The following is a 15253-nucleotide window of genomic DNA, read 5'->3' on the forward strand; positions in this document are numbered from 1 at the left end:
CCTTTTTTATGCACTATTACTAAATCATATGCTACATATTATGCGCCTCCACCTGTGAAAGTGTAATCAACCGAATCTTCACTTAACCTGATCCAGGCATTAACACCGCCAACAGTATAGAAGTAATAAAGGCCTGCTCCGTAGGTTCCCCCGTCTGTCTGTACCCATAGTTTCCCCAATCCACTAGTAGCTCTTCTTTGAGCTTGTGTTCCTACGCCTACAGGCCCGGCGCTACCTGTTGCGCTAATCACGCCTGTTGTCTGATTGAACGTTATCCCTGTACCTGCGGAAAGCTGCAATCTAACCTGCTCCGGGAAGTTCAGTATTTCGTCGGATGTGTGTGTATGATCTTCCTGAGCTCTGCCTGCAATAAAGATGTCTACTTGGTTTTTTGTGTAAACATCTGTCAAACCATACTGTGCAATTGTCGTTGGATTTGTACCACCCGTAACGCGCCCGTAGGAATCAACTGTTACCGATCTATAAGTGCCTGCCCCAACGCCGGACGAAGACAATGCAAATGTTACATCTTCACTACCTACTAGTTTATTAAGTAATGATCCGCCTGTTATAGATAATCCAAAACCCTGTATGATATCTCCTTTGGCAAAAGTATTTTCTTTGGTAGCCAGTCCGGCCGTATAAGTACCCGTTGTAACGCCATCCAGAATACCGAAACCGGATAACGAAGTAGGTTTACCACTTACTCCTGTACTCCAGGGAACAGAACCTACATTGATTGTTAAATTACTTGTTCCTAATAATACGCCTGTTCCTGATCCGGTAAATGAAACGTTCGTTCCGGCTATTAAATTAGCCTTATCGATTGCGTGTGTGTGACTGGTCGAAGTAACCGAATTCGTGGATGATTGCGTAATCTGCGAAGGCGTACCAAGCGTTATAACAGGATTGGTTGCTAAGCCCCCACCGCCAGTTATCCCGTTGCCAGCAACAACGCTTTTAAGCGCATAATTGCCCCAGCTGTAAGCCTCGCTCCATTGTGTTGAATTGCCAACGATAGCAGTTATGACCCCTGTCGCTACCGAGTTGCCGGTTGCATCGATAGAAAATACTTCTGTGGTATAGTTACGAACAGATAGAACCTTCCCCGTGATAGTCCCTGTCCCAGATGTATTTCTACCTGACAAAAGTATTGCGGCCTGAGAATAAGAGTCTTGCCCTTGTCCGATAATCCCAACCCCGTAAACATTACTAGTTGCGCTAGTGCCTTTTATTGTAGGTAAAAAACTATCTGTAACCGATGTACCGCTAAGAATTTCAAGCCAACCGTTATTATAGCCGAAACGGGAAATGTAATTCAAGGATCCTGCCGGGCCTTGAATAGACATGGTTTGGTTTGTAGCCGTATTGCCTGCCGTTAAGACAGATTGCAGAGTCGGCACAAATGTCTTTAACGCATACCGATCATCACCCCATACCGTGTCAAAGGCAAGTGTCCTATCAGCGGTAAGCAATCCACCGCCCGTTAGACCTGTCCCCGCAACAACATTCCGGCTCACATAATGAGCGTGAAGATTAGTCACCAGTGTAGTAGACGCAACAATTAAGGGCGGTGTGTTTGTTGGTACTTGGGAAATAAAGCTCTTAGAAGCTATTATACTTCCGACCACATGCAACGAATCAATAGGGGTAGTAGTGCCAATACCAATATTACCCTGATACTGGAACATTGTGCTGTTAATCAGAGAATGCCCGTCAGGCCCGAAACGGGGGACGTAATTAGCCGTTCCATCTATAACACCATCTATGATCTTGTCAATGTAATCTACATTAGGGATATCATTTGGATCTGGAGTGACGCCTAATTTAGTAATAGAAATAGCTCTCGGCGTCCCATCTGCTGTGGTAGGATTACCCAGAACCGTTTTGGCTGGCATATCCTGGATATAAGGGTAGGTGATACCCTTTAATTTAACAGCAGCAACGTTTTTAGGCGCGGCGTCTGGATCGTTAGGAGATTCCGGCTCAACAGTTGTAAGCGTAAGTTCATCCGGTTGCCAGTTAATGGTTTGAATAGAATCTTCCGTAACCGAATTTAACGCATTACCAGCTAACAACTTGACGATGCCATTTCCTGGCTCAGAAACTTCTACATCTTCAATTGGAACAACCGCGCCAAAGGAAAAATCTGATTGGTAAATAGCGATCGTAGCGCCATCCATGCGCCGGGTGTTAATCAATCGAAACGTAGACGGCGTTTTATGGATTTTACCAATCTTGGTAGAATTCAGCTTACCAAAAAGAAAGGAAGTTGATTCTATCGTATCGGTAGCATAGTTTACGATCTGAGGCTCTTTCGTGTAAAGAGAAATATCAACCGCAATAAGCTTCTCGCCTTTGTATTCCAGCAATATCCACTCTTCCGAATTAAACGGTTTGGAAATCGCAACATTTCGAGCTGTCCAGTTTGTCGGAAGCGTCAAGGAGTTTCCAGTAGATACAAGATCCTGGATTAATTTAAAGCTTGTCGTATTTGGCGCGATACTTCCTATTTGCAGACCTTCGCTTGTTACCTCTGGCTCTTCTTCATTGATCGTGAAATCTGCGTACCTAACCAGTACTTCTTCTCCTTCAAGGGTGAGAATAATCTCAACAGTATAAAAACCCGTTGCAAGCTCACTATCTGCGTCGTAAACCAGATAAGTACCGGTAAGCGAATCAGCTCCTAATGTGTAAGATTTGCTCTTTAAAGCGACATCATTCTGATAAAGAGTGATTACGGCCTTATCGTGGTTAACGTCGTCGGCAATCGCTTTAATATTGAGCGATGCCGGTTTGATAAACTTACTTGTGCCGTCAGCCGATATTTCTCCAAGATCTCCTCCACCAGAGGTGAGAAAGAACTTTAGTTTATTTAGAAACTCCGCGTCATAAAGTATGAAGTTAACGTTTTGGCGGCTAACTATCCGTTCATCTAAGAATGTTGTAACATATAGCTTATATTGACCCGCAACAACAGGAAATCCGCCATCTTCGATAAACATGAAGTACTTGCCTGAATCCGTAGGGTTTACTCCACTTGATACAGTCTGTTTTATTTCTTTTCCAGTGGATCCGCCGCCCTCGAGTGTCATCTGCCACCCGTCGTGTTGACCGTTTATCTTGGCTGCAATATCAATGGCATCAACTACTGGATATTGACCAGGAAGAGCTCCGATTGAATCATACTCGCCGGTAGCGTCAAACAACTCATAAGTTACCTTTGTCTTTGGTAAAATCTGGATTGGGATAGTGACCTCAATGTAAAATGGAACCTCGGGAGGAATTGTTAAACCTTCTTCTTCCGCTTCCGCCGCCAGTTCCTCGTTTTCTGCAATTTCCTCATCCGTCTTTTCAATTTCCGGATCGCCAACTTTGAAGGTTATCGAATCTTGCCCAATATATAGTGGCTTGCCAGTTACAGAAGCGTTTAGGAAAACAATCCTTTGATCTGTAACCCATGCAGGTTTCCTAACGGTCTCCCATGTCAGCGCATTAAAATCAAAAAGATCTTCTTCCTCCTGGTTCTCGTTATTATAAATAACAATTTCTGAGAGGTACTTGTTTAAATCAACCGATTCAGTGCTAAGCTCACCTGCAATAAAAATCAACGGAGGAATGTTCTCAAACAGCGCTGCTAATCTGCTTCCGCTCTCTATTGCTTCTAATAATTCCGCCTCAGATAACGGCACGTCTTCCGCGCTTAACCGTCCGTTTGTACTATCTTGCTTTGTTGGATAAACACCATCGCCTTGACCTGGAATAGTGTTTAACTGACGAGACCCCGGGATATAAGCATCCTGCTTTAACTCGCTGCCCGGAATCTCTTCATACTTTACCTCTACGGCTGTAAATCTTACTCGGCGTGTATAGTCATTATAGGAGAATCGAGTGATACGCATACGCATATCATCCATATCCTTCATAATTAAAGTATGAAGGTATGTAAGGGCGGGCTCGCCTGATCCGATTACTATATTACCCTCAACTACTCTTAATGGACGGCTTGTTAAACAAAGCCTGTCAAGCATCATTGCACGGTAAATACTTATGCCTTCATCCAAGCTAGGGCGACGCCTCCAAGTCCTTGTATTTTCCGTTAATCCCGGTTTAGTCCAGGACCCGGAATACCAAGGATTGTAATCCCCCGAAATCAGGTTAATCGTTTTTGCCTCTTCGTCGGTTACGTCTCCGCGTTGTAATGTCGTAGCGTATTGCGCTGACTCTTCTTTTGCAACAAAACCTTCGAGGGCACCATTTAAATTGTATACTCTGTACCAATCCCCAGGAAAGCCTTTGTCATCGGCCATCTTGTAGAAACGGACATAAATTTTATCTGCTGGCCATGGATCCCCGGCCTTGACGATAATTAACTGATTGATCGCAACAGGAGCCGTAAATGTCCCTTTTTTGATATTGTTGCGAACATTAATAACCTCCCAACGCCCTCCAACTTCTGCCTGTGTGCCTCCGTTATTCGGGATCCTAGCAACTATTAGGTCACCATTCTCAACTATAACCCCATTGACCCCTCCAATCTTTCTTGTCTGTCCAGCGGGAACCCCCTCAACTGTCCATGTCCAATCTACTTGTTTGGATCCAGGAGTAAAATTAGCTACGGGGTAATTCGGGTTTCCGGAAACATTAATTGTACCCTTATCGGTAAGGGATCCCATGTCAACGGCCGGTATCCGTATCAAATGAAATTCTTCGTCCGCGCCCCACAAAGACTTGTCCGCGCCAGCAAGCGCTACGCCCTCGGAAGGATCAACCCAAAAATTAACAACCTTCCCTGATTTTTGCGTTAATGGTATCCGGATAGAAATCAGTATATCAGGAGAAAAAGCCTCTGTCTCGTAGTCAAAACTAATGGTGACGCTTTCGTCGCCTCGCTCAATTATTCCGCCTGGGGATTCAATGTATTGAGCAGGCTCAATATCCATCCACGACTTTTTAGAAACGAGCTTAATCGCATCAACAAGCAGTGGAAGGACTAACAGGTTTTTCAACCATTGGTTTTTCTTCTTAACCGGCCGCTTCTTTCGGATTGGATTCGGAGACTTGCCGTTGATTTGTAAAACGCCCCTGGTTATTTCTCCGCCCCTTTCAAAGCGCTCCCATCCTGGATTGCCCTTTGGCATGTGCGAAAAGTCCCAAGCAACTAAGCCATTTTCAGTCCATAGAACCATGTTACCGTTCTCGAAAAACGGCATCTGAGTTCCAAAGTCTATCTCTGTACGGTACTTATTAATTGGGGCAAGTATACTGACCTCTCCGCCATCAGCAGTAGCTACCAAATCGTTATCGTTGATAACGTATGTAAACGGCATATCTGCCGGAGCGCTAGGGTCGTTGATATCAATATAGCCAGTTTCAAACCCGGTTGCATTATCAACGACTGCCCGTATTACCCAGCGGTTTTTGTCTTGTAAAATCTCGGCATTGAAGTGATTCAGGATGTCGTTTACAATGACATCACAATACATCGCCTCGCCGTTCTGATCGTAGTACCTGGCTGTGTTTATCTCGAAGCTATTCAACCCGAGCCGATCATCACCACCCCAGGTTGTTTCGACCATGTGAGTAGATATCCGGATCTTCTGAGTAGCCCCGATTGTTTCTAAGCATTCCTGAATAATTTGCAACCCTGTCTTTTTGAAGACGTTGGTTTTATTCAGATATTTTTTCTTTGATAAGTGAGCAAGGCCGCAGCTAACCGTTAAGCTAACATTCCAAGGCGGCTTTCTGTGAGGGCGTCTTGCGTTCCAAGGCTCTACCCATCCCGTCCACTGTATCTCGTTTGTTTCAGTGTTCCATATCTCGCAAAAGAAAGTCTTTCGATTGTAGACAAATTCGGAAAGATCGTAATACTTACTTAGGTGAAGATTTATCTGAGCCTGTGAAGCCACAATAGGCTGATCAAACATACCGTCAAATCCGCCATAGTCAAAAGTTACGGCTCCGTCTGTACAGAACCATTCTTCGGCCGCTCCCTCCCAATCATTTGTTAGAAAGCGTATCTCCTTTACCTCACCATTAATATCGCGATATCGCGCAAAGTACTTTAAGCTTAGCGCCATTTAATATCCTTTCAAGTTTTTTCTAACTGCTTGTGCCTTTTCTATTACGAGTAGGAGATCTCCGCCTGCAATGCGGGTTTCTGCGATAAATCCACCTGTATTATTATTTCCTTGACCGGCCTCTTTTACGCTCTTTTGAATAGAGCTATGTATCTTAGAATAGGGGGCGATCATTTCAGGGTCAAACCGTGCATTAGGATTATCGCCCACAATTGCAGGCATTTCCCGGTAAGCGAGTCCACCTTTTGCAAACCTTGTTGTGCTGGTTTTATTGACAGATTTTGTAACGCTGTTATTTAAGGTTTGACCGACAGCAACAAGGGCAATACCTGCCGCCACTGCTAAGGCCGGGACCTTCATCAGCTTTTTCAAGGCTATCGCAGAAACCCCGGCCGCAATCATAGCTTTACCCATTTCCTTAAGCATATTTGCCAGGGAGCCGATTAGCTTCTTTCCGAAGTCATCTATCCCACCTACGCCGCTTGCCAGGTTACCAAGTAACTCGCCAAATCCGACCGCCGAATCAGTAATAGCACCTTGTAAAGCACCTGTAAGAGCTTGATTAAGTGATTCAAGTGTTTCCGCAGATTTATCAACCTGCTCCTTAAATTGCTCGAAACTTTGCCCGGCAACTTTTGGCAGGGAGTCCATAAATTTAAGGATGTCACTATCTGACCATCCCGCCGAGAAAAGATTCTTTAACTCTTCGAATTGCTCTCTTGCTTCTTTGATAGGCTCAACAATGGCTCGTATTGTCTCTGGCATTCGCGTTTCTGCGAGTCCGTCAGTTTTAGTTTTTGCGCGTTGTTTAGTGTCATAGGCCGTGCTACCAATAATGTTATTGGGTAGCGTAACCTTTGAAATAGCAAGGAGTGAAGTGCTTAGGTTAGCAGTAACTCCGAAAAGTTCTTTATAGGCTTGAACCTTATCTTTAAGGGCTTTTTGTTGCTCAGCTGCTCGCATAGTGATATCTATGTTCCACAGCTGCAACTCGGCCTCGGTGAGGTCTTTTATTGCACCCTTAGCGCCTTTGGCATCATCCTCTTTCTTTTTTAACGGCTTTTCTTCTTTGCTACCGTATCTCCCTATACGCCTATCTGCTATTGAGTCAATTCCCTCAACGCCTTGTAGGTCGTATCGTGCTTTTTGGATCTCGTCCCGAGCTTGCTTTACTTGATCCCTGAGCGCCTTTTTTTCCTCAGCAGATAAGGATCTCTTAACAGCAACGCCGCTCTGATTGGCCTCGTACGTTATTCCCTCTTTAAGCTGATTTGAAAGCCCCTTGATCCTTGTAGTGTTCGCCGATATGTCAGCGGAGATCGCTTCCTTGCGGGTTTTTGCTAGCGCTTCATAAAGCCGTTTTTGTTCACCGATAAAGGTTCTTACTTTATCAATGTTTATATCTATTGCATTGCCATATTTATCGAAACCCGTCGCGGCGTCTGGAACAATCTTCGCTATCTCGGCGGTAACCTTTTTTAATTCTTTTTGCTGTTCGCCGCTTAATTTCGCATTTGAAGTAAGTTCCTGATATTTAGCAACAAGAGGGTTTAGCTTTGTTGTAAAGCTTGTCATCAACTCTTGCTGAGAATTGAATTCAGCCGCTTTATTATTCAGTAGCGGCCATAGGGCAATGAGTGCAGTCAGCGCCGCTCCTGTGGCTATGATCGCAACAACAGGCCAGGAAATGCCCGCAAAACCCGCTGCCGTGATCGGTAGGAGTTTGATTAGCGTTCCTAATGCAACAGTGATAAGGGGAACTGCAACAGCAAGCCCGCCAAGCATTAAAACTGTTTTTTGCCCTTCTGGGTTAAGTGTTCTGAAATTTGTGGAAAGATCGTCAAGCGTAGCGCCTAACGCCAATAGACGAGAGGATACATCAAACGCTTTTTCCGCTCCTTCTCCAAAAGTCGCAGAAGTAAAAGTAAAGCTGTCTCCAAGTTGTTCAGTTGCAACCGCGGCCAGACCCGTAACCTTTGGGAGCTTTTCAAGTTCAGTGACGAAGCCTTCAATAAACCGATCGATGCCAAGCTTATTAAGCTTTTCAGGATCCGTTGTTTTAAAAGCTTTTTCGAGTACCTCCATTGTCTGAGGTATCCGATTAGCCAGCTGACGAAGGTCAACAGTGTTTATGTTCTGTGTCCCTTTGAACTGCTTTAAGTTAAACAAAGCAGGTTCTAAGTCTGCCTGGTTACCGCCAGCCCCTGCAATGGCATTCGCAAACGCTTTAACGGCTCTTTCAGCAAGCTCGGATTCTATCCGTACCGCTCTCAAACCAACTAGGGATTTAGCGCCGTCGAAGACGCCAATGTTCGGTTCTTTTGCGAGCCTGCGAATATCTTCAAGGGTCTCTCCATATAAGGAAAGACCCTTTTCCATTCTCTGAATTTCTGTATAGTCTTTGTAAGCCTTACCAGCTGCGAACAGCGTTGGGAGCGCACCAAAAACGAGCATCTTTTGCCCGAGACTTGATACCTCATCGCCCAATCTGGTAAGCCCCGCACCAAACACTTTCCTGCCTGCGTCGGCCCTTTTGTATGCCTGGGTAACGTTTGTATTTAATTCCCTCGTGAAAAGCGCAAACCTTTGTCTGGCTGCGTTGAGTTCAGAAATTAATCCGGACGCATCGCCGCCAATCTTTACGTTTGCACCACCAACTTTATCACTCATGGAATTGCGTTCATTTGGGCTTCGAGAGCCGCTTTTTTCTTAGCACTGATTTTTCGAGCTTTCTTGATTGCGAGGGATTTGGATTTGGCCGACTCGTGTCCTGTCTCGTCATCGGAAGAAGATTTCGGGTTCATCCATTCGTCGAAACCGGCAGGGGTACCCCCGTTTATCGAGACAAGGGTAACATAGTTTGTCCATGCCTGAAATCTGCCGAGCTCCCGCTCATCTTCTAATCGTTTGTTGTACCCCGAACGCATTAAATTCATTTCGTAAGGGGTAAGGTGTTTCAATTCGGAAGGGGCTATTCCGAGTCTACCGGCGTCGCGCCAGTCTTCCCGCCAGTCGGGTGTTTTTTCTTCGACTTTTCCAGGCTTTCTTTTACCTCGCTTACCTGTTCGTTTAGTTTGGTTATCAGAGGCACGAACCTCTGATTGGTAAACCCCAAGGCGTTTGAGTAGGCTAGTAGAATTTTGTCAAGCGCTTCAAAATCTGTGCAATCTTCATAGAGCTCAATAAATTCCTTTTCCGTGCTCCACATTTGATTTTCGGGCTCTACGCCGCATTGAATCAAGAATGGAACAACTTCAAATTCTGCCATATTTGGCTCAAAAACCGAGAATCCAGGGCGCTTCTCCTCAATTCTCCTGCGAGCGAAAATCCCGAAACTCACCAGAACTTCACTTTCTCCAAGCTTCAATTTTAGCTTAGTATCTGCAAATGCTTGATTTTCCATTCTATTGATTTAGTAAATAGATACAGCTCTGAGATTTGGTCAGAGCTGTACTTGTTGATGAAATGTTATGCTTGTGCTGTCAAAACAGGAGGCTCATCGATGGTAAAGCCTATGGTATAAGTTCTTGCCTCACCATTTGAGCCTGTCTCCCGAAAATTGGAAATGTAGGCGTTGAAAGTCCTTACTGTGTCGCCAACGTGCTTCCCTGCTAGCCGGTATTGTCTTAGAACCTGCGGCACGGCAGACGCCCACGTTTCGAACTCTGTTGACGATACGTTTGTAGCTTTGTTGGCTGTTGCGTATTCAAAAACAAAACCGCCTAATTGAAAGTCATATTCGGGCTCTTCGCCGCTGTGTACCTTACGCTTACCTGAATCACAATTCAGTGTAATCATCTCGTTAGCCAAACCGTAATCCTTCGAATTTCCGCAACCGACCATTACCCAATTAGGGGTCTGTACTGTGCCTTTATTTACGAAGAAGTTTACCTCTTTGGCTAAGACGGCCTCTTGCACTCTTGCTGTTGCTGGCATCTCTTATTCTTATTTAATTATGTTGATGAAATCTGTGCGAAAGCCTCGTATTCAATCACTTGAATGTTCCTGGCTCCTTCTTCGTCGTAGTCGTCCGCGGTTTGCTCGCCGTTGAGAATGGAGATTCCAACGCCGTTGATGAATCCGGAAAAATCGTCTAGCGTTGTGCGTATGAGATACATGATCTCAGCAGCTTCAGCATAACTGGTTGAATAGACTCCTATCTCAATAGTTCCCGTCATTACCCCATTCCCATTATCGCAGGGCATTTTTTGCATGCGATAGGAGCTCACATAAACCGCTGGGAAAAAACTGTCTGGCTTGATTACATTGGGCTCTATCCGGTCGCCGACCCTCAAGGCTAGCTGTTGGTTTTGGACCAGTAATTGAATGATAGATTCAGTAATCATTTATACGCCTATTTGAGGCCAGGTAGAACGTGCCCACCTGACGAAAGCAATTCTGTATTCTTTCTGGAAATCCGCTCTTACTCCGTCAATAGTGCCGTTGTAGGCACGTTGTAAGAAGTTATTGGCCTTGACGCGCCCGCGATTAGCTCCGGCCCTAGTTTTACGAGTTTTAGTACCGGCCGTAATGAACACTGTTCGCCAGCCAACCTTATCCGCTCTTTTGCTAACGCCTACCAATACACGTCCTACCTCGTTGTACTTTGGCGGAACTGCTTTTATCCGGAGGTCCCGCCGTGTTGACCCCCCTTTTCTAAATGCATTAGCGCTTGCCCCTCGTCTTTTTAATGATATCCTTTCATTATCGTTGAGCGAAACGGGGACTTCTGCCTGAGCCTTACGAAGCATTGGTTTAACCGCTCTTTTGAGCACACCATTAGCTTTCTGTGTAGGCATGATCTGAGCGTACCGTTTCATTGCAGTCTCTAAACCTTTTATGCTATCAGTGTTTATCTTGACTCTCACTCGATGATCTTAGTTAAGACCCTTATTCCTTGCCTGTTTCCGATCTCGGTTGCAGGTGATACGACTTGATAGATTTTACCGTCGAAAATATCTTTAATCCGCCATGTGGTTTTGATTGGGAGATTCTTAATAAACCTCAAATGCCACTCGACAACAGAGCCACTCGAAACTAGGTGTTTTTCTAATCCCTCATCAGTCTTGGATGTTGCATCCAATCTTTTTGCCGGATACTTGTTATAAGCAATTGCAAAACCTGTTTGTTTCTCGTTAAACCGGTTTGGCGTTGATTGTGGCATTAATAGCTGAATGCGTCGATTATAAGCGCCAGCGCCGGTAATTTTATCAGACATAAGGCAATACGAACGGAGAAATCAATTTGTCAACTAGTGTGCGTTTTTCTCTAATGGGATCTTCGCGATTAACATAACCATCTCCAATGAATGCACGCACTGCCATAAGTAGCGCCTCAGGAACATAGCCTTCTTCGAATCCGGCTTTGAATTTCACAAGAAAGCTCGTGGCGTTATTAGAATAATCGTTGTTCCATTGGATGCAGCAACGCCGCTTGCTCATTCTGATAAACTCGTAATTTGACGGGTTTATAATAGTTGGTCCGCCGCTTGCTACTGATTCAATGCTTGTAATGCTTCGCACGTAAAAGGTATCCGGAATCTCGTATGGAAGACATGATGTGTACCACTCGTAATCCGATATGCCCAGCTGCAAATTGCATTGGGTTTCAACGTAATCTATCCCGGCATTAACGAGGTTCTCAATTGTTTGATCATCGTCCTCAAATTCTGGGATATCCATACGTAGCCACGCCCGAGCATCTTCTAAGCTAATTACCTCAGTAGGGTACCGTTCAACTACGTATGGATATGTTTTCAGCATTTATTACTTGATAGCTTTTGCGTATTTATTTTCAATTAGCTCGTCAGCCTTAAACTCTTCAAGAATTGGCTGCTCGCCAACCTCATGAGCTACAAGTGGATGAAACTTGATGATTTCAACTTGCTTTGTTTTAATCTCCTTAACGACTTCTGTTGTTTTTTCTGCCATGTTTTCTATAAGTGCGGGGGCGTATCACCGCCCCCTGATTATTTGATTGCTTATGCTGTCAATGCGTCTTTAATACCTGCGAAGGACTTCACGCGAGCGGCTTTCATAGCCCAGAAAGCGTTTGCGGTAATCTCTACTTGTGCTTTTCTTTTAGCGCTATAAGGATCCACGATGTACTCTGTTCCCCCCCAAGTTCCTACGAAGAAATCAGAGAAGTTCCCAAAGATGATCGCTGAAGCAATGCCTGTTGCTGTGCCTTTTGTAAGGTTGGAGGGAACAACGTTTGAGATGATAGCTTTATAGCCGTTCAAAACGTCAGCGTCACTATAAACCGCCTCGCCGTTTGTTCCTGTAAACTTCTGAGTGGTTTTAAGCTTAGCTCTTACCTTACTGTTTGTGAGGTATTTGGCCTCTCCGCGATTGTGATTATATTGATCTACCAAACCCTCCAAAGCAACAATATCGTTGTATGTCGGAACAGCGCCATTCGTGCCTAATGCTAACAGATTACCGTTTCCAGAAGTAATGATCGTGAGCAAGTTAGAGATAGCCTCTGCGTTCATTTTCTGTGCAAGGGCTTCTGCAATCGCTGTGATTACAAAATTTTGCATGTCGAATGACGTTTGTTTTAATAATTGCTTAGAAACAGGAATAGTTGTTCCTCTGCGAGCCGGTATCATGTCAAAAGCACTGAAAAGAATTTCAGAGTCGGTCATTTGCTCGATCTCCGTCAGCTCCTGGATAACTGGCATTGTTTCTTGCACTGGGAAGCTCAGGTTTCCAGTAAGACCCGTCATAAACCGAGCACCCACTTTATCAAGGAAAGTATTAGCTTGTAACACCTCCAAAACGCCCTGAACTTTCTTCTCAACCAAAACTCCACCTTGATCGCCTGGATTGTTAGTTTGAAGAGTAACGGTTTGTCCACGTTTCTGCGGCACATTTTCCAAAACCACAATACCGTTTCCGGAAAGTTCGATACCATCAGCAAGCGCTCTTTTCTCGGCCTCCACCTGCATTTCTGCTTCCACTCCGTCCAACGAACGTTGCTCAATTCTTGCAAGCAAAGCCCTGTTAAGGTTAAAGCCAGCTAAATCACGTTGATCACCTTTTGATGTATCGCGGTTACCTTCTGCACCGCTTCCAACAGATGCAGCACGACCGGCCGCAAAAGCCTCTAGTGCGCGAGCGGTTGCGATTTGTGAGTCCAACTCAGCCACCTCGCTTGTGAGCGTCGTAAATGATGTTCTTTCCTCAGCATTCAACGACCGCTTGTCCGCTTCCAAAGCAAGGGCTTCAGCTTCATAATATTTTACGCTGCGCTCATCGAGCAACTCTTTAAGTGTTCTTTTCATTTTTATTTGTTGATGAATATTTGTATTTCTTATCTGCCAATTAATTCGAGCTTGAGCCTGGTGAACTCGCTTCGATAGGTGAGCTCTTTTTTCTTAGTCTCTTCTATGAATTCGTCAAAGGATCTCTTTGCAACCTGCTGGGCGTCAGTGGTTGTTTGTCTGTACGCGGGCATGGTTACAGGGCCAAACTCGAAGACAGTATCAATTTTTCTTACATAGCGAATTACAAGGCCGTCCGGCTGCTCTTCCCAATCGTCGCCGCGATTCGCAACCGAAAACATGAAAGAGCTTCCGGTTACGTCGCGTCGTATAATCGGGGCTAAGACTATATCACGAATCGTCTGGTTATCAGGCGGTGTAATGACATAATTAAGCCCTTCCGAATCTATCGTGTAGGATAAAGTATTGTTAGTACTTCTTCCTAAAACGTAGTTCATATCGTGGTTATAGGTTGCTACGATGTCGCTCATATCAGCTTCATCAAGCGCCCTCGGATCAATGATTTCTACGAACCAGCCAAGTTTTTGCGAGCGCTGATTGAAGACGATTCCTTTTCCGGGGATTTGATATCCCCCTCCTTCAATCTCAACAGCGCGAACTTCGCTAAGACTCTGAGGGATTACCCGCTTTTCTCTTTCCATTTTTGTCGGCTTTTAAGCCTTTTATATCGTCGATCAAATCCAGTGGATTCATTGTCCCGTTCATGTAAGCCCTTGCGCCAACACCGCCAGGGAGCGGGGCTTTTTCGTCGTAGTATCTTGCCTCATCAGGTGTATAAATACCGTTTGAAACCATCTTGGTGAGGTGCTCCGTTTGCGTTTTTAGATCACCTTTTAAGAGGCCTTTGAAGTTGTGTCTAGTGTACCAACCTGCCGCGCGTTCGTCGGCTCTAAAACATTTATAATCAAACTCTTGCTCAGTCTGCGTTGCAATTGGCGAGAAGACATAGTTAACCAGGTTGATGTTCATTTGCTCAACTCCGGAACCCCAAGAGCTTTGAACTTCCGTATCTCCGAGTATTGATAATGGCACTCCAAAAAGAAGGGCTATGTCTTTTCGAGACATCGAGAATATTTCAAGCAACTGCGATTGATGCGGATCCATTCCGATAGGAGTGTATTTCACTCCGTCCGGCATGACAGCGATTCCAGCACCTCCGTCAGAGCCATTAAATGAGTCTAATGCTCTCTTTTTGATTATCTTACCTGCTTCCTCATCTTTTGCGTTATTTGCTGCCGGGTGGGTAAGTATCCCTGCCATGTAGGCGCCATTCTCAAAATATTTGGTCGCATGTTTCTTGGATAGTAAATCCAGTTTGATCGTATTATGCTGCCAATCAGTGATAGAATAGCCTATTGCGCCGTCAAAATTGAGGTCTTTAAGAAAAATGACATCATCTTGACTTAATGTCTTACTAAGGTGAGGTATTTTGAAAAAGTATTCATCCGTTGCCTCATCGTGCAAAATTTGCACTTGATTGCTAGGGTAGGGTATGATTGCAACGGTTTGTCTTTGCTGATTGCGCTCTATTTCTGCAACAGAATACCCATGTACTAGGTAATTCAGGTACAATGAGCGTCTGGCAACAAAGGAGCCCATGTTTTTATTGAAACGAGTCTCTAAAACTGAGTCTAGCGGATGTCTTCTGTCCCGTCTTGGAATACTGTCAACCTCTGAACGGTATACATTATACGGAAGGTTAGCGCATTGCTTTGCTATGAAGTTGACGCAACTATAAAAAGTCGCAATCCCCATCGAATTATCAGCGTTTACATAAACATTGAGGTTTTCAAGACCGAGTTTTTTTAGAAAAACTTGCGAGTCGGCAATAGAGGCCATCCCTACGGATCGTTGATCCGCAATGACTTCGGGTAAAATCGGTTGAGAT

13 protein-coding genes are annotated in these 15253 nt (G+C 44.8%); all 13 read right to left on the bottom strand.

Features of this window, described 5'->3' with window-relative positions:
* Window positions 1-38: 38 nt before the first annotated feature.
* The 13 genes from LZG74_RS16845 to LZG74_RS16905 all read right to left on the bottom strand — a co-directional run bounded on the left by LZG74_RS16845 (window position 39) and on the right by LZG74_RS16905 (window position 15204).
* Window positions 39-6080: a hypothetical protein gene (locus tag LZG74_RS16845; RefSeq protein ID WP_233797700.1), complete on the bottom strand. Its 6042-nt coding sequence runs from the start codon at window positions 6078-6080 to the stop codon at window positions 39-41.
* Window positions 6081-8750 carry a hypothetical protein gene (locus LZG74_RS16850; RefSeq protein WP_233797701.1) on the bottom strand — a complete coding sequence of 890 codons (2670 nt, stop codon included), beginning with the start codon at window positions 8748-8750 and terminating at the stop codon, window positions 6081-6083.
* Window positions 8747-9040, bottom strand: coding sequence for a hypothetical protein (locus tag LZG74_RS16855; protein WP_233797702.1), 294 nt, complete (start codon window positions 9038-9040; stop codon window positions 8747-8749). Before LZG74_RS16855 ends, LZG74_RS16850 begins: the two co-directional genes overlap by 4 nt.
* 11 nt (window positions 9041-9051) lie before the next feature.
* Window positions 9052-9483 (bottom strand): hypothetical protein, encoded by a 432-nt coding sequence (locus LZG74_RS16860; protein WP_233797703.1) that lies wholly within the window; start codon window positions 9481-9483, stop codon window positions 9052-9054.
* Window positions 9484-9548: 65 nt separating this feature from the next.
* Complete coding sequence (locus LZG74_RS16865) at window positions 9549-9998, bottom strand: hypothetical protein (protein WP_233797704.1); 450 nt, start codon at window positions 9996-9998, stop codon at window positions 9549-9551.
* Window positions 9999-10033: 35 nt separating this feature from the next.
* Complete coding sequence (locus tag LZG74_RS16870; protein ID WP_233797705.1) at window positions 10034-10426, bottom strand: hypothetical protein; 393 nt, start codon at window positions 10424-10426, stop codon at window positions 10034-10036.
* A complete protein-coding gene (locus LZG74_RS16875; protein ID WP_233797706.1) occupies window positions 10427-10900 on the bottom strand; it encodes a hypothetical protein in 474 nt (157 codons plus the stop codon). It abuts the gene before it with no gap.
* A 44-nt stretch (window positions 10901-10944) separates the two neighbouring features.
* Window positions 10945-11298, bottom strand: a complete 354-nt coding sequence (locus tag LZG74_RS16880) for a head-tail adaptor protein (protein ID WP_233797707.1) — start codon at window positions 11296-11298, stop codon at window positions 10945-10947.
* A complete protein-coding gene (locus tag LZG74_RS16885; protein ID WP_233797708.1) occupies window positions 11291-11761 on the bottom strand; it encodes a hypothetical protein in 471 nt (156 codons plus the stop codon). Before LZG74_RS16885 ends, LZG74_RS16880 begins: the two co-directional genes overlap by 8 nt.
* 84 nt (window positions 11762-11845) lie before the next feature.
* On the bottom strand, window positions 11846-12010 hold the full coding sequence (locus LZG74_RS16890; RefSeq protein ID WP_233797709.1) for a hypothetical protein: 165 nt from the start codon (window positions 12008-12010) through the stop codon (window positions 11846-11848).
* A gap of 50 nt (window positions 12011-12060) precedes the next feature.
* Window positions 12061-13365, bottom strand: coding sequence for a phage major capsid protein (locus tag LZG74_RS16895; protein WP_233797710.1), 1305 nt, complete (start codon window positions 13363-13365; stop codon window positions 12061-12063).
* Window positions 13366-13394: 29 nt separating this feature from the next.
* Entirely contained in the window at window positions 13395-14006 is a 612-nt protein-coding gene (locus tag LZG74_RS16900) for an HK97 family phage prohead protease (protein ID WP_233797711.1), read from the bottom strand.
* Entirely contained in the window at window positions 13969-15204 is a 1236-nt protein-coding gene (locus LZG74_RS16905; RefSeq protein ID WP_233797712.1) for a phage portal protein, read from the bottom strand. Before LZG74_RS16905 ends, LZG74_RS16900 begins: the two co-directional genes overlap by 38 nt.
* Between the last annotated feature and the right edge of the window lie 49 nt (window positions 15205-15253).

The organism is Dyadobacter sp. CY327 (genome assembly GCF_021390415.1).
Classification (GTDB): domain Bacteria; phylum Bacteroidota; class Bacteroidia; order Cytophagales; family Spirosomataceae; genus Dyadobacter; species Dyadobacter chenhuakuii.

What these genes read in the sequence shown, in the direction of transcription:
- LZG74_RS16895 (WP_233797710.1), bottom strand. Translation starts at nt 13,365, where the DNA reads ATGAAAAGAACACTTAAAGAGTTGCTCGATGAGCGCAGCGTAAAATAT.
- LZG74_RS16875 (WP_233797706.1), bottom strand. Translation starts at nt 10,900, where the DNA reads ATGAAACGGTACGCTCAGATCATGCCTACACAGAAAGCTAATGGTGTG.
- LZG74_RS16890 (WP_233797709.1), bottom strand. Translation starts at nt 12,010, where the DNA reads ATGGCAGAAAAAACAACAGAAGTCGTTAAGGAGATTAAAACAAAGCAA.
- LZG74_RS16870 (WP_233797705.1), bottom strand. Translation starts at nt 10,426, where the DNA reads ATGATTACTGAATCTATCATTCAATTACTGGTCCAAAACCAACAGCTA.
- LZG74_RS16880 (WP_233797707.1), bottom strand. Translation starts at nt 11,298, where the DNA reads ATGTCTGATAAAATTACCGGCGCTGGCGCTTATAATCGACGCATTCAG.
- LZG74_RS16860 (WP_233797703.1), bottom strand. Translation starts at nt 9,483, where the DNA reads ATGGAAAATCAAGCATTTGCAGATACTAAGCTAAAATTGAAGCTTGGA.
- LZG74_RS16900 (WP_233797711.1), bottom strand. Translation starts at nt 14,006, where the DNA reads ATGGAAAGAGAAAAGCGGGTAATCCCTCAGAGTCTTAGCGAAGTTCGC.
- LZG74_RS16845 (WP_233797700.1), bottom strand. Translation starts at nt 6,080, where the DNA reads ATGGCGCTAAGCTTAAAGTACTTTGCGCGATATCGCGATATTAATGGT.
- LZG74_RS16905 (WP_233797712.1), bottom strand. Translation starts at nt 15,204, where the DNA reads ATGGCCTCTATTGCCGACTCGCAAGTTTTTCTAAAAAAACTCGGTCTT.
- LZG74_RS16885 (WP_233797708.1), bottom strand. Translation starts at nt 11,761, where the DNA reads ATGGATATCCCAGAATTTGAGGACGATGATCAAACAATTGAGAACCTC.
- LZG74_RS16850 (WP_233797701.1), bottom strand. Translation starts at nt 8,750, where the DNA reads ATGAGTGATAAAGTTGGTGGTGCAAACGTAAAGATTGGCGGCGATGCG.